The organism is Amycolatopsis sp. lyj-109 (genome assembly GCF_046548995.1).
Lineage (GTDB): Bacteria > Actinomycetota > Actinomycetes > Mycobacteriales > Pseudonocardiaceae > Amycolatopsis.
Map to the genome: position 1 here is coordinate 134093 of NZ_JAJPWR010000007.1, position 17759 is coordinate 151851.

A 17759-nucleotide genomic window follows, 5' to 3' on the forward strand; every position below is an offset into this window, starting at 1 on the left:
GCCTCCCGAAGTCCGTCCCCAGAGTGTCCCCGACGTTGACAGCCTACCTCGTCTCATGGATAAATGAAAAAGTAAACATGAGAGGACGAGACATGGTCACCGTGCACCACCGCTACGCCACCGTCGCCGGGCACCGGCTGTTCTACCGGGAGGCCGGCCCCGCCGAGGCCCCCACGATCGTGCTGCTCCACGGCTTCCCGACGAGCTCGCACATGTTCCGGCACCTCATCCCGGCGCTGGCCGACCGCTACCACGTCGTCGCGCCGGACTACCTCGGCTCCGGCGCCTCCGACGCGCCGCCCACCGGCGACTTCACCTACACCTTCGACGCGCTCGCCGAACTCACGCTCGGCCTGCTCGACGGGATCGGCCTCGGCCGCTTCGCGCTTTACATCCAGGACTTCGGCGCGCCGGTGGGCCTGCGCATCGCGGCCGCGAACCCCGATCGGGTGACCGCGATCGTCACGCAGAACGGCAACGCCTACACCGACGGCCTCGGCGCCGGACTCCCGCAGAAGCTGGGCGCCGGGACGCTGACCGAGGACGACCTGCGCGGCATGGTCACCCTCGAGGCCACCAAGGCGCAGTACCTCGACGGCGTGCCCGACCCGTCGCTGGTCAGCCCGGACGTCTGGCTCCACGACCAGGCGCTGCTGGACCGGCCCGGCGCCGCGGCGATCCAGCAGGCGTTGCTCGCCGGCTACCACCACAACATCGGCCTGTACCCGAAGTTCCATGAGTACTTCCGGACCAGCCGGGTTCCGTTGCTCGCCGTCTGGGGTGGCAACGACGACATCTTCGTCGCCGACGGTGCCCGCGCCTACGCCCGCGACCTCCCCGACGCCGAAATCCACCTGCTCGATTCCGGCCATTTCGCGCTGGAGACGCACCTGGACGCCATCGCCGGGTACATCCGCGGTTTCCTCGGCCGGGTGCTGCCCGTTGACCGGGACGCCAGTTGACCATCGGGCCGCCCCGCTCGTAGGGTTTTCGCGACCTCCGCCGTCGTCATCACCCATGGAGGACGGTATGAGCCGACTGATTCGGGCAGGGGCGATCGCGCTGGCGCTCGTCGCCGGGACGATCACCCCGGCGGCGGCCGCGGATCCCTTGCTTTCGCAGGGAAAACCGGTCACCGCATCCTCCTCGGGCGGGTGCTGCCCGGCGGCGAACGCGGTCGACGGGGACTCGGCGACCCGCTGGGCCAGCGCGGCCGGCGTCGATCCACAGTGGATTTACGTCGACCTCGGCGCGGCCGTGCACGTCAGCCGCGTCCGGCTGCAGTGGGATGCTTCCTGCGCCACCGCCTACGAAATCGACACCTCGGCCGACCACGTCACGTGGACGAAGATCTACGCGACGACCGCGGGCAAGGGTGGCGTCGAGGACCTGACCTCGCTGGACGGCACCGGCCGGTACGTCCGGGTCTACGGCACGAAACGCTGCCGCACGGACGCGTCTAAGGGCTACTCGCTGCAGGAATTCGGCGTCTACGGCTCGGGTGGCGACGTGCGGCCGCCGTCACCACCCGGCACGCCGACGCTCGTCGGGGTCACGCCCACGAGCGCCACGATCGAGTGGACCGCGGCCACCGACGACGTCGGCGTCACGGGCTACGACGTCTACCGTGACGGCCAGCTCTGCGCGAGCACGACCGGCGCGCTGACGGCGACCTGCGGCAACCTGGGGCCGAACGGCACCTACGGCTTCTACGTCAACGCGCGCGACGCGGCCGGGAACGTCTCGCAGGCGAGTGGCACGTTGGCCGTGAAGACGCCCCCGTCCGACGACCACACGCCGCCGTCCGTGCCGTCGGACGTGCACACCACCGCGGTGAACAGCACGTCGATCGGTCTCGCGTGGACGGCGTCGACCGACGACGTGGGTGTCACCGGCTACCGGATCTACCACTCCGGCACACAGATCGGGACGTCGGACACGACGAGCACCACGCTCGGCGGGCTGACCCCGAACACGGCGTACCACCTGCAGGTGCGGGCGATCGACGGGAACGGCAACCTCAGCGAGCCGAGCACGCCGGTCCTGGACGTCACCACCACCGGCGGGTCGAACTGCACGCCTTCGCAGGGGGTCTGCGGCGCCACCCAGGTCGGCACCGACGACGACGTCGTGTGGGGCCTGGTAACCCTGCCGGACGGCACGATCCTCTACAACCAGCGCGACGCGCACGACATCGTCCACCTGAACCCGAAGACCGGCGCGAAGAAGACGATCGGCACCGTGCCGAACGCCCAGAGCACCGACGGTGAAGGCGGCCTGACCGGGCTGGAGATCAACCCGGCGTCGTTCGCCTCCGACCACTGGCTCTACATCATGCACACCTCGGGCAGCGACAACCGGATCGTGCGGATCAAGTACGACCCGGCCGGCGACTCGCTGACCACGAGCACCGAGCAGATCCTGCTGACCGGCATCGCGCGCAACAAGTTCCACAACGGCGGCCGGCTGCGGTTCAGCCCGGACGGCCGCTACCTGTTCGCGGGCACGGGTGACGCGCAGAACAGCGCCAACGCACCGAACACGAGCAGCCTCAACGGAAAGGTGCTGCGGATCAACCCGGACGGCTCGATCCCGGCGGACAACCCGTTCCACAACGCGGTGTGGAGTTACGGCCACCGGAACGTCCAGGGCCTGGCGTTCGACTCGCAGGGCAGGCTGTGGGAGCAGGAGTTCGGCAACAGCATCATGGACGAGACGAACCTGATCGTGAAGGGCGGCAACTACGGCTGGCCGTCGTGCGAGGGGACGTCGGGTTCGTGCGACGGGTTCGTCGCGCCGAAGAAGACATACCCGGTGGGGCAGGGTTCGTGTAGCGGCATCACGATCATCCGTGACGCGCTGTACGTCGCGTGCCAGAAGGGGCAGCGGCTCTATCGCGCGGTGATCAGCGGCAGCTCGCTGACGAACTTCCAGACGTTCTTCAACGGCACGTACGGCAGGCTCCGCACGGTCGAGCCCGCCCCAGACGGGCAGATGTGGCTGGCCACCAGCGTGGACGGTGACAAGGACAGCACACCGCACAACAGCCACAACAAGATCCTGCGGGTGTCGGTCGGGTAGGTCCGGATGTTCGTGAAGGCCACCTTGAGGAACTTGAACTTCCTCAAGGTGGCCTTCACGAACCTTGCCGGAGGGCTGGGTGCGGGGAGTTCAGCCGTCCAGCAGGCGGGACAGCGCGTCGCGGGCCTTCGCGTCCTTGTCCGCCAGCGCCGTCAGCTCCCCGGCCAAGGCCGCGAGCCAGCCGTCGACCGAAGCCGGCTTGCGGCTGATCACCACGCCCCGGACCACCTGGTGGATCTCCGCGGCGACGCCGCCGTGCGCGTCCGCGCTCAGCACCAGCACCCGGTCCGGGGTGGTCACCCGCACCGACACCGCCCGGCCGTCCCGGCGCGCGACGCGGTCGGCGAGCGTCCGGCGGCGCGCGATCTCGACCATGCCCGGCGGCAGCGCGCCGCCCAGCGTGTCCACCAGGACCCGGTGGTAGGACTCCACGTCCGCGCGGTCCGCGCGCAGGGCCGCCACCAGCAGGTGGAAGTCCAGGCCGCCCATCAGTCGGTGAGGGGCAGCACGAGCTGCGGCTTGGCGATGTGGTGGTCGGCGCGCAGCGGCTTCACCGCGGTACCGATCGCGAAGAACTCCGTCGTCTGCCCGCCCCACTGGTGCGGCAGCGAGAGCAGCTGCACCCCGACGATGCCCTCCGCCTCCAGTTGCTCCGCCTCCGCCTGCATCCGCGACATCGCCAGCTCGCGTGCGTCGTACAGCGCTTCGGTGTACTGCGGGATCTCGACGTTCTGGCCGAAGTTGCCCACCATCTGCCGGAACCGCTGGTGCGCGATGTGGTAGACGCAGGTGCCCATCACCATCCCCAGCGGGGCATAGCCGGCCTGCACCAGCGTCCAGAAGTCCTGCCCGGACAGGTCCGAGGTGAACGGCTTCCCGGCGTTGGTGCGCCAGTCGCCGGGCTCCTCGGCCTTGACCGCGGTGCCGACGGCGATGAACTCGGCCAGGTCGTTGCCGAACTCCTTGAACTCGATCTCCAGGCGGACCGCGACGATGCCGTCCGCGCCGAGGACGTCCGCCTCGGTCTCCATCCGGGTCATCGCCAGCTCGCGCGCGTGGTACATCGCCTGCGAAAGCCGGTCCAGCTCCTGGTTCTTGCTCCACTGCCGCCACTGGAACCCGACGTGGTAGATGCTCGATCCGAGCACCAGCCCGAGCGGCCGGAACCCGGCTTCGCGCACGAGGAGGAACTCGTTGACGGTCAGGTCCGAGGTGAACAACCCCGGTTTCTCGCCGGGGCGCATCTCGGTGAGCCGTCGCATCGCATCCGCGGGGATGCCGGATTCCTCGGACGTCACAGAGCCTCCTCAGATGCGGGTCAACGGCAGGATCTTCAGCGTGCTGGTCGGCGCGACCGGGCCTTCGCGGAAGCGGGTGATCGCGGTCCCGATCACGGTGGCCATGGCGGCGACCGCGACGTCGTGGACCGGCCAGAGATCGAACTTGAGGTCCGAGACGATGCCGCCGTCGGCGCCGCAGTCGCCGATCTCGCGGGTGAACTCCGCCCGCGCCGCGGTCCGCACGGCGGTGGCAAGCTCGGTGGCCATGGGGACTTCGATGTTCCCGACCCACTCGTTGACCATGGGCCGCCCCCAGCGGTCGGTGAACGCCCGGCCGGAAATGCCGACCGCGACGCGCACCGGGACCCAGCCCGCCAGCATCAGCTTGGCGACGTCCTGGCCCGGCAGGCCGGTGGTGAACGGGCGCCGCGGCCGCGGCCCGGCCGTGGCGCGGACGGCGGTGCCGAGTGCGACGAACTCCTGCACCAGGCCATCGGGCGAGGTGATCGTGAAGTCGATCCCGAGCACGCCGTGTGCGCCGATCGCGGTCGCTTCCTCCACGAGCCGGTCGAGCGCCGTCTGGTAGCCCGCGCGCAGGATGTCCGCCAGCTGTCCGATCCGGTCGGCGGACCAGGTGCTCGTCTCCGTGTAGCCGACCTGGTGGACGACACAGCCCATGACGTCGCCGACCGGGGTGAAGCCGGCCACCTCGGCGCCCACCGCGCCCGGCACGGTGAGCAGCGACGTCTTCGGCCCGGTGGGGGAGAACCGGTCGAAGCGCGCCTGCGTCCCCGGCGACAGGTCGCGCGCTCCCCGCTCGGGCACAGGCGGCCTCCCTCCGGCACTGCTCCCATCGTGGCACGGATTCCGCCGAAACGGCGTCAACGCCAGCTGTCGTCGCCGAAGCCGAGGGTCACCGGGCCGCGGCGGATGCCGGCCACGGTTTCGGACGGCAGGACCTCGTCCAGGAACGCGTACTCCGGGCTGCGGGTTCGCGCGTGCCACTGCGCGATCTCGTGCCAGCCCGGGGCCGCCAGCGCGCCGCCGAAGTGCTGGACCGACAGGCTCGCCGTCAGGCACGCGAACCGCAGCCGTTCCGCCAACGGCCAGCCCGTCAGCGTCGCGGCCACGAAACCGGCGCCGAACACGTCGCCCGCGCCGGTGGCGTCCAGCACGTCGACCGGGAGCGCCGGCACGGCCGCCGTCTCGCCGGTCGTGCCGTCCACCGCGAGCACGCCCTCGCCGCCGCGGGTGATCACCGCGATCGGGACCAGCTCGGCCAGCCGGGACAGCGCCGCCTCGGGGGTGTCCGTGCGGGTGTAGCGCATCGCCTCGATCTCGTTCGGCAGGAACGCGTGGCAGCACGCCAGCTGCTCCAGCAGCGCCGGTGACCACGCCTCCGACGGGTCCCAGCCGACGTCGGCGAACACCAGGCTGCCCGACTGGTGTGCGGTGTGGACCCACTCGGCCGTGTCGAGGCCGATGTGCGCCACCGTCGCCAGGCTCGGCGGCGGCGAACCGGCGAGTTCCGCGACCGGCACCGGCGGCGGGTGGCCGTGGGTGACCATCGCGCGGTCGCCCGCGTAGGCCAGCGAGACCGTCACCGGCGAGTGCCACTCCGGGAACCGCCGCGACCGCGACAGGTCGATGTGCTCCTGCCCGGCCAGCACGTCCCAGCAGTAGCGCCCGTAGACGTCGGTGCCGAACGCTGCCGCCAGCGACGTCCGCAGGCCGAGGCGGCTCAGCGCGACGGCGAAGTTCGCGATCCCGCCCGGTCCCGAGCCCATGCCGCCCGTCCACACCTCCGTGCCCGGGGCCGGCGGGTGTTCGAGCCCGGTGAAAACCAGGTCGAAGAACAGCAGACCGGACAGGAAGACATCGACTTCGGGGGTGGGCTCAGCCGGCACGGGCGCCTCCACGTCGATCGGGCAACGGTCGGCCCGAGCCTGCGTCAGCGGCGCGCGATTCGCAAGAGCTGGGCCGTTCGTACCACGGATTGCGTGCGGCCGGCTGCTATGGTCGCCGGATGCGCGAGGGAAGTGACCCGCGGTGAGGCTGGCGATCCTCGGCGGCGGCGGGTTCCGCGTGCCGCTGGTGCACGGGGCGCTGCTGGACGGTGGCGGCGTCACCGAGCTCGTCCTGCACGACGTCGACGCCGGGCGCCTCGCGGCGATCGAACGGGTCCTGGCCGAACAGGCCGCCGGCGCGGGGAACGCGCCGCGGGTGCGCACCACCACCGACCTCGCCGCCGCGGTGTCCGATGTGGACTTCGTGTTCTCGGCCGTCCGCGTCGGCGGCCTGCGCGGCCGGCACCTGGACGAGCGGATCGCGCACGCGGAAGGCGTGCTGGGCCAGGAAACCGCCGGCGCGGGCGGGATCGCCTACGGGCTGCGGACGGTCCCGGTGGCGGTCGCCCTCGCGCGGCTGATCGGCGAGCTGGCGCCGCGCGCCTGGGTCATCAACTTCACCAACCCCGCCGGGATGGTCACCGAAGCGATGGCCGCGCACCTCGGCGGCCGGGTGATCGGCATCTGCGACTCCCCGGTCGGGCTGTGCCGCCGCGTCGCCCGGGCCCTCGGGATCGACGCGACGGCGGCGAAGTTCGACTACGCCGGGCTCAACCACCTCGGCTGGCTCCGCTCGGTCCGCGTCGGCGGCGAGGACGTCCTGCCGCGGCTGCTCGCCGACACTGCTGCCTGCGAGTCGTTCGAGGAGGGCCGGCTCTTCGGCGCGGACTGGCTGCGTACGCTCGGCGCGATCCCCAACGAATACCTGCACTATTACTACTTCGCCCGCGAGGCCGCCGATTCGGCGTCACGGGGAGCGTTCCTCCTCGAGCAGCAACGGGGTTTTTACGCGGAACCGTCGCTGGCGTCGTGGGAACGCACGCGCCTGGAACGTGAAGCGACGTACATGGCCGAAACACGCGAAGGCGAGCGCGACAATCTGGAGGGCGGCGGCTACGAGAAGGTCGCGCTGGCGCTGATGCGCGCCCTCGCACACGGCGAACGCACCACGCTGATCCTCAACGTCCGCAACGGTTCCACGCTCCCGGGTGTGCCGGGTGACGCGGTCGTGGAGGTTCCGTGCGCGGTCGACGCCGGCGGCGCCCGCCCGCTCGCCGCCGCGCCGCTCGCGGACCACGCACTGGGCCTGGTGACCACGGTCAAGGCCGTCGAGCGGGCGGTGCTCGAGGCGGCGGTGACGGGTTCGCGGGCGGCGGCGCTGCGGGCGTTCGCGCTGCACCCGCTCGTCGGCTCGGTGCCGGTCGCCCGGCGGCTGCTCGACGCCTACGTCGCCGCGCACCCGGAACTCGCCTACCTGGCCTAGACCGCGGCCATCGCGTTGAACTCCGCTTCGGCCTCCCGCTCGGTGTACAGCTGCCACGCCCGGTCGGCGATGTCGTCCGGATCGAGCGTGCCCACGGAGAAGCCGTGGTCCTGCGCGGTGAACACGCGGTGGATGTCGCCGCGCTCGATGAGGCCGCCGATGGTGAGGATTCCGGCGTGCACACCGGTTTCCCGTAGGGCCGCGTGCAGGGTGAGCACGTACATCCGCAGCGCCGCCGACGCCGGGGCGAGGCTGCCGAGCATCGGCATCGGGTACTTGCCGCTCAGGCCGCCGGCGAAGAGCAGCGAGCCCGAACCGCGCGCCAGCATGCCCGGCAGCACGGCTTCGACGAGTCTCGCCGCCGGGAGCACGACGGCGTCGAACGACGCGCGCAGCGTGCCGGCGCCGGCTTCGGTGAGCGGGGTGATGCCCGGACCGGACGTGGCGTCGGCCGGCCCGAAGTACACGGTGTCGATCTCGCCGGCGTCGGCCGTGATGCGCACCAGCACGTCGCGGAGCCGGTCTTCGTCGGTCACATCGGCCGTGTAGGTGCGGGCGTCGACCCCGGCCAGCGACGCGCGGTAACCCGCGTGCCGGGTGTCGGTGCGGGAAACCAGCGCCGTCGTGAAGCCTTCGCGGCCGAACCGGTGCGCGATCGACAGGCCGAGCCCGGGACCAACGCCCAGGACGGTGAGCACTTTCGGCAAGGGAACCTCCTCAACTTGAGTGTGCCCTCAACTTAGCCACAAGTCGAGGGTGACGTCAACTTGGCCTCGATGTCCACAAAGGACTCCGCCAGGGTGAGGCCGTCCGGGCGGTTTCCGGCGTCCGGACGGGTTTTCCGCCGTCACGCGCCTTCCACGACGGCGGGAGCGGCCCTCATCATCGGCGGCATGACCGCTGCCTATCCCGCCGAGAAGGACCATCCCGCCGTCCCGATGGGGGCGATCTACGCCGGGCACCCGCCGATGTCCCGGATCGCGTTCCCCAGCGGGCACGAAGGCTGGCTGGTGACGCGCTACGACGACGTCCGCACGGTCTTCTCCGATCCGCGGTTCAGCCGCAACCTGCTGTACCCGGGCGCGCCGTGCCTGATCGAGCCGGGCGACTTCTCGACCGGCGAGCACAGCATCCTCAACATGGACCCGCCCGACCACACCCGCCTGCGGCGGCTGTCGGCGCAGGCGTTCACCGTCCGCCGGATCGCCGCGTTCCGGCCCCGGATCCAGGAGCTGACCGACGAGCTCCTGACGGCGATGATCGCGCACGGCCCGCCGGCGGACCTGGTCGAGGAGTTCGCCTTCCCGCTGCCGACCGCGGTCATGTGCGAGCTGCTCGGCGTCCCGTTCGCCGGCCGCGAGCGGTTCCGGCAGTGGTCGCGGGTGATCGTGACGCCGATGCAGCACGCCCCGGCCGACGTCGAGCAGGCGCGGCGCGACGGCGCCGAGGACATGGCCGCACTGGTCGCGGAGAAGCGGGCGCGCCCCGCGGACGACTTCCTGAGCGCCCTCGTGCACGCCCGTGACGAGGACGGCGACCGGCTCACCGAGCCGGAGCTGATCGACCTGGCGACGCAGCTGCTGCTCGCCGGCCACGAGACGACGGTCAGCCTGATCGGGTGCGGGGTCGTCCTGCTGTGCCGGCACCCGGAGCAGCTGGCGGCGTTGCGCGCCGACCCGTCGCTGACGCCGGGAGCGGTCGAGGAGGTCATGCGCTTCGACGGCCCGGTCGACTCGTCCCTGCTGCGCGTGGCGATCGAGGACGTGTCGCTCGGCGGGGTGCTCGTGCGCCGGGGGGAGGCGGTACTGGCGCACGTCGGAGCCGCGAACCGCGACGAGAACGCGTTCCCGTCGGCGAGCGAGTTCGACATCCGCCGGAAGGACGCCCCGCAGCTCGGTTTCGGACACGGGATCCACTTCTGCCTGGGCGCGGCGCTGGCCCGGCTGGAGGGGGAGATCGCCCTGCGGGCGCTGGTGGACCGGCTGCCGGGGCTGGCGCTGGCAGTGCCGCCGGAGACGATCTCCTGGCGGCCGCCGCTGTCGGTGCGCGGGCCCGAGGAAGTGCCGGTGACCTGGGCCGGTTGAGCTGAGGGCGGCCGAGCCGGGGCGCCCGCCGCCAGTGTCGCGAATGACTCATTCGGGACGTGCGAGGTCCCCAATGAGTCATTCGCGACGGTCAACCCGCCGGAGTACCCAGCCGGTCGGGGTAGCGCGGTTCGGGCTGCCGGGCCGGGCCTGCGCCGAATGCCGCGTCCGGTTGGCACCATCGGCCGAGCGGAGCGGTGCGCGACTGCTCCACTCGGGTAGAACCTGTTTCAGTTTCGGGGTTGCTGTGTAGACCATGTCCCTCGCCGTTCCTGCGAGCGAGGAGTCGCCATGGATGCCGACCTGACCCGCCGTCAGCTCCTCCGCGGCAGTGCCGCCGGAGTGGGCCTCGCTGTCACCGCAGGGCTCGCGACCCCCGCCGCTGCCGCACCCCTGGGCGAGTACGACGTCGTCGTGGTCGGCTCCGGTGCGGCGGGCATGACCGCGGCGCTGACCGCGGCCAAGCGCGGGCTCAGCGTCGTCGTGCTCGAAAAGGCGCCGACCTTCGGCGGATCCGCGGCCCGGTCCGGGGCCGGCATCTGGATCCCCAACAACCAGGTGCTGCTCGCCGCCGGCGTGCCGGACACGCCCGCGAAGGCCGCGCAGTACCTCGCCGCCGTCGTCGGGCCGGACGTGCCGGCCGCGCGGCAGGAGGCCTTCCTGCGCAACGGCCCGGCGATGATCGCGTTCGTGCTGGCCAACAGCCCGCTGCGGTTCCGCTTCATGGCGGGCTACAGCGACTACTACCCGGAGCTCCCGGGCGGCCTGCCGAACGGCCGGTCGATCGAGCCGGACCAGTTCGACGGGAACCTGCTGGGCGCGGAGCTGGCGAACCTGAACCCGCCCTACCTGGCCACCCCGGCCGGGCTCGTCGTCTTCAGCGCCGACTACAAGTGGCTGAACCTCGCCCTGGTGAACGCCAAGGGCGCCGCGGTCGCCGCCGAGTGCCTCGCCCGCGGCACGGCCGCCGCGCTGGCCGGGCAGAAGCCGCTCACCATGGGGCAGTCGCTCGCCGCCGCCCTGCGCGTCGGCCTCCAGCGCGCGAACGTCCCGGTGCTGCTGAACACCCCGCTCGTCGACCTGAACGTCGAAAACGGCGCGGTCACCGGCGTCGTGACGCCGCAGGGGCTGGTGCGGGCCCGGCGCGGCGTGATCGTCGGCTCGGGCGGGTTCGAGCACAACGCGGCGATGCGCGCGCAGTACCAGCGGCAGCCGATCGGCACCGACTGGACGGTCGGCGCGAAGGAGAACACCGGCGACGGCCACCGCGCCGGGCAGCGGGCCGGCGCCGCCCTCGACCTGATGGACGACGCCTGGTGGGGCCCGGCCATCCCGACCCCCGGCGACCCGTACTTCTGCCTGGCCGAACGGACCCTGCCCGGTGGCCTGATCGTGAACCAGGCCGGGCAGCGGTTCGTCAACGAAGCCGCGCCCTACAGCGACGTCGTGCACACCATGTACGACAAGAACCCGTCGGCGCCGGACATCCCGGCGTGGCTGATCGTCGACCAGAACTACCGCAACCGGTACCTGTTCCGCGACATCGCGCCACTGCTGCCGTTCCCGGACGCCTGGTACGCCGCCGGCGCGGTCTTCAAGGCGTCGAGCATCCAGGCCCTCGGAACGCAGATCGGTGTGCCACCGGCGGTCCTGAAGTCCACTGTGGACCGATTCAACGGCTTCGCCCGGTCCGGCACCGACACCGAATTCCGGCGCGGCGCGAGCGCGTACGACCACTACTACACGGACCCGTCGGTGACGCCGAACTCCTGTTTGGCGCCGCTGTGGGCAGCGCCGTACTACGCGCTGCGGCTGGTCCCCGGCGACCTCGGCACGAAGGGCGGCATGCGCACGGACGCCCGGGCGCGGGTGCTCCGCCCGGACGGCTCGGTGATCCCCGGCCTGTACGCGGCGGGCAACGCAAGTGCGGCGGTGATGGGCCACAGCTACGCCGGCGCCGGGTCGACGATCGGCCCGGCGATGACATTCGGCTACATCGCCGCGAACGACGTCTAGCTGCAGTGACCGGAATGTCGGCCGGTTCCGAGCCCGGGCGAGTTGGCGAATTCGGTTTCAGGCCACCCGGAGCGGCCAACTCGCCCGCCGCAACGGCCAACTCGCCCGCCGGAGCGGCCAACTCGCCCGCCGCTCGTTAGAACTCCTTTTCCACCAGCGGAAGCACCTCGGTGCCGAGGAGTTCGATGGCCCGCATGACCTCGGCGTGCGGAACGCCGGACCAGTCCATCTGCATGGCGTACCGGTCCGCGCCGGTGAGCTTGCCGACCGCGATCAGCCGCTCGGCGATCTCCTGGGGGCTGCCGACGAACAGCGCCTGGGCGTCGCGGGTGTATTCGTCGTACTCCGCGCGGGTCGGGACCGCCCAGCCACGGGCCCGGGCGCCGTACTTCATCGTCTCGAGCCAGTACGGGAAGAAGGTCTCCTTGGCGTCCTGGGACTTCTCGGCGAGGAAGCCGATCGCGCCCATGGTGACGTGCAGGTCCGCCGGGTCCTGTTCACCGGCCTCGCCGGCCTGGCGGTAGAGGTCGACCAGCGGGGCGAAGCGCTCGGGCTGCCCGCCGATCACCGCGTAGACCACCGGAAGGCCGAGCAGCCCGGCGCGGATCGACGACTCCGGGTTGCCGCCGGTGCCGACCGAGATGCGCAGGCGCCTCCCGTACGGCCGGGGCAGGATCCGCGCGTTCTCCAGCGGCGGCCGGAACTTGCCGGACCAGGTCAGCGGGTCCTCGCGGTCGATGCGCAGGAGCAGGGCGAGCTTCTCCTCGAAGAGCTCGTCGTAGTCGCCGAGGTCGTTGCCGAACAGCGGGAACGACTCGGTGAACGACCCGCGCCCGGCGAGCAGCTCGGCGCGGCCGTGGCTGAGCTGGTCGAGCGTGGTGAACTGCTGGTAGACGCGGACCGGGTCCTCGGTGCTCAGCACGGTGACGGCGGAACTGAGGGTGATCCGGTTCGTGACGCTCGCGGCGGCGGCCAGCACGGTGCCGGGGCTGGAGATCGCGTACTGGTCGAGGTGGTGCTCGCCGAGGCCGTAGAAGCCGAGGCCCAGCTCGTCGGCGAGCTTGATCCGCTCGAGGGTGTTGGCCAGCGTCCGGGCGACGGTGGGCTGTTCGCCGGTGCTCGGGTCCGGCGCGCGGTCGCCGAAGCTGTAGATGCCGAGTTTCATGAAACGTTCAACTATCTCGGGGGCGGATTCGTTCCCTCAGCCGAAGCGGGCCTGGATGGCCTCGAGGTTCTTCTCCGACACCTGCAGCGCGGCGGCGCGCAGGCTCAGGCCGTCCAGGGTGGCGACCTCGAACATGCCGGTCACCAGGGCGCGCATCCGGGCGCGGACCTTGCCGAAGGCTTCCTCGGCGTCCGCGCCGACGTCGCCGAACAGCGTCCACCACCACCACGAGTTGGTCGCCGAGTTGGCGACGAAGTCGGGCACCACCCGGACGCCGCGGGCGTCGAGGAGCTCTTCGGCGTCCGGCGTGACCGGCAGGTTCGCGGCCTCGACGATCAGTTTCGCGCCGATCTTGGCCTGGTTGTCGGCGTCGATGCAGTAGGAGATCGCCGCCGGCACCAGCACCTCGGCCGGCACGTCGAGCCAGGCTTCCGGCGGCAGGAGCTCGTCACCGGGCTTGAGGTTGTCGCGATCGATGCCGCCGAAGCGGTCGCGGTGCCGGAGCAGGTTTTCGACGTCGAGCCCGTCCGGGTTGGCGACGACCCCGCGGACGTCCGAGACGCCCACGACGCGCAACCCGGCGTCGGCGAGGAACCGCGCGGTGGCCCCGCCCATCGCGCCGAAGCCCTGCAGCACGACCCGGTTGGGCTGAGTGTCCATGCCGAGCATCTCGAGCCCGGTGAGGGTGGCCTGCGCGACGCCGAGGCCGCCGACCAGTTCGTCGAGCCCCAGCCCGCCGACCTCGATCCGGAAGGCCTCGGCCAGCCGCGCGGTCGCCGCGTCGCGGTCTTCGAGCAGCGGGTAGATGGCCTGCACCGGGCTGAGCAGGCCGATCTCGGCGATGACGCCGTCGATGACGTCCTGCCGCAGCCCCAGGTCCTCGCCCATGGTCCAGTACTGCTCGATGAGCGGCCGCATGGCGTGCAGGTACCGGGCGACGACGTCGCGGGCCCGTTCGTCGTAGGGGTCGAAGTCGATGCCACCCTTGGCGCCGCCGAGGGGGACGTAGCGGCCGTCGGGGTCGTAGTTGAGGCCTTCCTTGAGCGTCATGCCCCTGGCCAGGCCGCGGACCTCGAACAGCGAGCAGCCGCGGCGCATCCGCAGGCCGCCGCTGGCGACGCCCCGCACGAGCCGGTCGATCACCAGGTACCCGCGGCACCCGGTGACGGGATCGGTCCACGCCACTTCGAGCAAGGCTGTTTCGGTCATCGCCCCTCCTGATCCCCCGGTCAACATCCGAGCTCGTAAGCCATCGCCTGCTCGACCCACCGGTCGCAGTCCCCGGTGGTGACGGTGCCCTGCCGGGCGACGACCTGGACGGCGAGCCCATCGAGAAGGGCGGTCAGCCGCCACGCGGCGCCGTGCGGATCGGGGCACCGGAAGACCCCCGCCCCGACACCCTCCGCGATCAGCGCGACCACGGCATCCCGCCACCGGAGGTCCAGCCGCTGCAGCACGGCCCGCAGGGCGGCATCCCGCATGGCCGCGGCGCCGGCTTCGATCCAGAGCTGCCAATTGTCGTGCTTGGAGGGCCCGTACAGGGCGAGGACGGCACGCAGCCGAGTGTCGGCGGGGCCACTTTTGCCGAGTTCGTCGTTCAGCTTGGTCAGTTCGTGCTCGGCGGCCTGCCGGAAGGCTTCGATGACGAGCGTTTCGAGGGTCCCGAAGTGGTAGAAGATCAGCGCGGTGCTGATATCGAGCGAGTGAGCAACATCGGCGGCCCGCACACCGGCGATGCCCCGGGACCGGATTTGCGCGAGAGCGGCCCGCACGATCTCCTCCCGCCGCACGGCCACGGCCTTCCGCATCATTCGGTCACCGTACCGAGGGGAAAGGGCGGGCGGGAGGCGCCGAATGTGGGTTCCTCGGCCTGTGCGGACAGTCAGGACCGCAGGTGAGGGGCTCGCGCGGGCGCGGGGCCCCCGCCCCCGCACGGGTGCGGGCGGGTCCGGTGACCGCGGATCGGGACTCGGACGCCGGCGCGGGGCCGGGCGGTGCTCGGGTGGTCGTGAGTGGTAATTCGGGTTCTAACCCGAATTACCACTCACGACCAGCCGCGGCAGGACTGTAAGCCGGACCCTGGCCCGACTTCGCCAACAGCACCGTCGGAGGTCCCGAATGAGTCATTCGCGACGTCCCTGCGCGCTCAGCGGGCGAGCCGGTCCGCGATCAGCCGGATGACCGCTCCCGCGTGGTCGTTCAGGTAGAAGTGGCCGCCCGGGTACGTCTTCAGCTCGAAGCCCGCCGACGTCCGCTCCGCCCACTGGCGTGCCTCGGCCTCGGTCACCTTCGGGTCCTGGTCGCCGACCAGCGCCACGATCGGGCAGCCGACGTCCGGGCCCGGGCGGTAGCGGTACAGCTCCGCGGCCTTGTAGTCGCTGCGCAGCGCGGGCAGCACCAGGTTGCGGATGTCCTCGTCGTCCAGCACCCCCGAGTCGGTGCCGCCGAGCCGTTTGACCTCGGCCAGGAGTTCTTCGTCGCCCTTTTCGTGGACCCGGTCGTCGTGGAGCACCGACGGCGCGCGGCGGCCCGAGACGAACAGGGCGAGCAGTTTCGTGCCCCGCGCTTCGAGCCGCCGGGCGACCTCGAAGGCCAGGCTGGCGCCCATGCTGTGGCCGAAGAACGCCACCGGCCCGGTGATCTCCGGGGCGAGCACGTCCGCCAGCCGGTCGGCGAGCACGAACAGGTCGTCCACCGGGGCCTCGGTGTGCCGGTCCTGCCGGCCCGGGTACTGCACGGCCAGCACCTCCACCGCCGGCGCCAGCGCCGCCGAAACCGGGTGGAAGTAGCTCGCCGCTCCCCCGGCGTGCGGGAAGCACACGAGCCGCGCCGCGGCGGACGGCGCCGGGTGGAAGCGCCGGACCCACTCCGAGGCGTCGAGGGAAATCGTCATGGCCCCCAATCTGGCAGGCCACCGGGCCGGCGTCGACCCCTAACGTGCGCAGTCCCGGATTGTGCGCGGCCCGGGTCCGGCGGGCCCCGTGCTGCGGCCGGGGCCTGCCGGGTTCCGGTCAGCCGGGCGACCTCACTCCGCCCGCCACAGCGCCGGGACGGCCGGGGGTTCCCAGCCCGGCTGGGCGGTGTGCGCCTGCCGGCAGACGTACCCGCGGCCGCCGTAGGTGACCCGGGCACCCGCCGCGTACGCGGTGCCCACCGCCCAGGACGTGCCTCCGGGTGGGGTGGCGGAGGTCGGCGTGGGCCGCGGCGGCGTCGTCGACGTCGGCGTCTGCGGGACGTCGAGCACGAAGTCGAACGCGGCTTCCTTCGCGGAGCCGTTGTCCCGCACGGTCATCAGCAGCCGCGCGTCGAAGATCGTGTCGGTGTTGTTGCGCGGCTCGCCGGGGAAGTAGAGCTGCGTGGTCAGCACCGGCCGGCCGGGTGCCTGCACCTTCACGTGGATGTGCCGCGTCCGGCCCGGGTAGAGGCCCGGCACGATCGTGGACAGCGTGAACGCGCCCTGTGCGTTGGTGTACTGGTGCCCGCGGAAGGTGTAGCCGGTGTTGTCGTAGGCGCCGTTGACGTCCGCCTGCCAGAAGTCCAGCAGCGCGCGGTTCACCGGCAGGCAGGCGCGGCCGAAGACGTACCCGGTCACGGTCAGCCGGGTGCCCTGGGTGCCGGGCGTGACGAGGCTGGTCCGTTCGGGCGAGTTCGGCTTGAAGTACGGCCCCTCGGTCTGCGCGATCGTCGGATCGTCGTCGTCGTGGCAGGCCGGGGTCAGCTCCGGCGTCGTGCCGCCGACGGCGTTCGCGCGGGCCAGCGCCGGGCCGCCGAGCAGCGCGACCGGCGCGGCGACACCCGCGGCGAGCGCGGCCTTGAGCACCGTCTTGCGGCTGAGCTGCTTTTCTTCGTCCATGCCTTGCTCCTCGTGGTGGGGAGGTCGGGGATCTCCTCGAACGTAGGCAGCGCACGGGCGGGCGGCGATGGACTGGATCAGTCAGTCGTGGTGCTTCTCCCCGCTACGGCGGAAATCCCCGGGGCTCAGCCCGGTCTCGCGGCGGAAGAACCGGCAGAAGTAGGCCGGGTCGGCGAACCCGACGCGGCTCGCGACCTGCCGGACGGTGAGGTCCGTCCGGAGCAGGAACCGCTGCGCCTCCCGGATCCTGGCCTCCCGCAGCAGCTGCGCGGCCGTGCGGCCGGTCGCGGCCTTCACCGCCTCGGTGAGGTGGCCGGGGGTGACGCCGAGGCGTCCGGCGTGCGCGCGCACCGACCACAGCCCCGGTTCCGGGCGGCCGGCGAGCCGGACGAACTCCGCCGCCACCGCGCCGGCGGGTGCGGGCGGCGGCGTTCCCAGCAGCCGTCCCGCCCGCACGATCAGGACGTGCACCAGCGCCCGCAGCACCGACTCCGTGTCGTCACCGCCGCGGTGGTACTCGTCCTCCAGGTCGGCGATCAGCCGCGCGATCCGCGCGTCGGCGTGGTCGTCCAGGTGCAGCCACGACCGTTCGCTCAGCCGCCGCAGGAGCTCGCGGTCGGCCGGGTGGTCGAGGAGGAAGTCGTCGGTGAACAGCACGACGTGCCCGGTCAGGCCCCGGACGCCGGCCCACTGGTGCACCTGCCCGGGCGCGATGACGCCGAAGTGCGGCGGCCGCAGCGGCCAGCGCGCGGTGTCGACGACGTGCGCACCGGTGCCGCCGGTGACGTGGACGAGCTCGTGGAAGGTGTGCCGGTGCGGGAAGTCCGCACGGGACAGCGGCCCGATCGCGTCGAAGGTGCCGACGGCGAACGGCGGCGCGTGCGGGGCGGGCACCTCCAGCCGGTGCATCGGCAGCTCCCCCGGCCGCGGGGTCCGGCAGGGCGTCCCGG

General features: G+C 72.0%; 16 protein-coding genes. 5 read left to right on the forward strand and 11 right to left on the reverse strand.

Annotated features, from left to right (window positions below; translation table 11 throughout):
* Positions 1–92 precede the first annotated feature (92 nt).
* Complete coding sequence (locus ACLJQF_RS17535) at positions 93–962, forward strand: alpha/beta fold hydrolase (RefSeq protein WP_410609915.1); 870 nt, start codon at positions 93–95, stop codon at positions 960–962.
* 67 nt (positions 963–1029) lie between these two features.
* The gene (locus tag ACLJQF_RS17540) at positions 1030–3081 is read left to right on the forward strand and encodes a PQQ-dependent sugar dehydrogenase (protein ID WP_410609916.1); all 2052 of its coding nucleotides are present in this window, start codon (positions 1030–1032) and stop codon (positions 3079–3081) included.
* A 90-nt stretch (positions 3082–3171) separates the two neighbouring features.
* Here the strand turns inward: ACLJQF_RS17540 and ACLJQF_RS17545 are convergent, their stop codons facing one another.
* Genes ACLJQF_RS17545 through ACLJQF_RS17560 form a run of 4 tightly spaced genes read right to left on the reverse strand, consistent with a single transcriptional unit; the run spans position 3172 to position 6268 of the window.
* Entirely contained in the window at positions 3172–3570 is a 399-nt protein-coding gene (locus tag ACLJQF_RS17545; RefSeq protein WP_410609917.1) for a hypothetical protein, read from the reverse strand.
* Positions 3570–4379: a heavy metal-binding domain-containing protein gene (locus tag ACLJQF_RS17550; protein ID WP_410609918.1), complete on the reverse strand. Its 810-nt coding sequence runs from the start codon at positions 4377–4379 to the stop codon at positions 3570–3572. Before ACLJQF_RS17550 ends, ACLJQF_RS17545 begins: the two co-directional genes overlap by 1 nt.
* Before the next feature lie 9 nt (positions 4380–4388).
* On the reverse strand, positions 4389–5186 hold the full coding sequence (locus tag ACLJQF_RS17555) for a heavy metal-binding domain-containing protein (RefSeq protein ID WP_410609919.1): 798 nt from the start codon (positions 5184–5186) through the stop codon (positions 4389–4391).
* A 56-nt stretch (positions 5187–5242) separates the two neighbouring features.
* The gene (locus ACLJQF_RS17560) at positions 5243–6268 is read right to left on the reverse strand and encodes a carbohydrate kinase family protein (RefSeq protein ID WP_410609921.1); all 1026 of its coding nucleotides are present in this window, start codon (positions 6266–6268) and stop codon (positions 5243–5245) included.
* 142 nt (positions 6269–6410) lie between these two features.
* Between ACLJQF_RS17560 and ACLJQF_RS17565 the strand changes: the two genes are divergently transcribed.
* Positions 6411–7691, forward strand: a complete 1281-nt coding sequence (locus ACLJQF_RS17565; RefSeq protein ID WP_410609923.1) for a 6-phospho-beta-glucosidase — start codon at positions 6411–6413, stop codon at positions 7689–7691.
* Here ACLJQF_RS17565 and ACLJQF_RS17570 read toward each other — a convergent pair.
* Complete coding sequence (locus tag ACLJQF_RS17570) at positions 7688–8389, reverse strand: SDR family NAD(P)-dependent oxidoreductase (protein WP_410610336.1); 702 nt, start codon at positions 8387–8389, stop codon at positions 7688–7690. The genes ACLJQF_RS17565 and ACLJQF_RS17570 overlap by 4 nt on opposite strands.
* Positions 8390–8584: 195 nt before the next feature.
* Here ACLJQF_RS17570 and ACLJQF_RS17575 point away from each other — a divergent pair, with 195 nt between their 5' ends.
* Positions 8585–9775: a cytochrome P450 gene (locus tag ACLJQF_RS17575; RefSeq protein WP_410609924.1), complete on the forward strand. Its 1191-nt coding sequence runs from the start codon at positions 8585–8587 to the stop codon at positions 9773–9775.
* 291 nt (positions 9776–10066) lie between these two features.
* Positions 10067–11791, forward strand: a complete 1725-nt coding sequence (gene kstD / locus ACLJQF_RS17580; RefSeq protein ID WP_410609925.1) for a 3-oxosteroid 1-dehydrogenase — start codon at positions 10067–10069, stop codon at positions 11789–11791.
* A 136-nt stretch (positions 11792–11927) separates the two neighbouring features.
* On the opposite strand, the gene ACLJQF_RS17585 is transcribed toward kstD, so the two are convergent.
* From ACLJQF_RS17585 to ACLJQF_RS17610, 6 genes are all read right to left on the reverse strand, one after another.
* Positions 11928–12956 (reverse strand): LLM class flavin-dependent oxidoreductase, encoded by a 1029-nt coding sequence (locus ACLJQF_RS17585; RefSeq protein WP_410609926.1) that lies wholly within the window; start codon positions 12954–12956, stop codon positions 11928–11930.
* A 36-nt stretch (positions 12957–12992) separates the two neighbouring features.
* Positions 12993–14165 carry a Glu/Leu/Phe/Val dehydrogenase dimerization domain-containing protein gene (locus ACLJQF_RS17590; protein ID WP_410609928.1) on the reverse strand — a complete coding sequence of 391 codons (1173 nt, stop codon included), beginning with the start codon at positions 14163–14165 and terminating at the stop codon, positions 12993–12995.
* 20 nt (positions 14166–14185) lie between these two features.
* Positions 14186–14767, reverse strand: a complete 582-nt coding sequence (locus ACLJQF_RS17595; protein WP_410609929.1) for a TetR/AcrR family transcriptional regulator — start codon at positions 14765–14767, stop codon at positions 14186–14188.
* 335 nt (positions 14768–15102) lie between these two features.
* Positions 15103–15849, reverse strand: coding sequence for a thioesterase II family protein (locus ACLJQF_RS17600; RefSeq protein ID WP_410609931.1), 747 nt, complete (start codon positions 15847–15849; stop codon positions 15103–15105).
* 132 nt (positions 15850–15981) lie between these two features.
* Complete coding sequence (locus tag ACLJQF_RS17605; protein ID WP_410609933.1) at positions 15982–16809, reverse strand: carbohydrate-binding protein; 828 nt, start codon at positions 16807–16809, stop codon at positions 15982–15984.
* 81 nt (positions 16810–16890) lie between these two features.
* Positions 16891–17718 carry an AraC family transcriptional regulator gene (locus ACLJQF_RS17610; protein WP_410610337.1) on the reverse strand — a complete coding sequence of 276 codons (828 nt, stop codon included), beginning with the start codon at positions 17716–17718 and terminating at the stop codon, positions 16891–16893.
* Positions 17719–17759 lie beyond the last annotated feature (41 nt).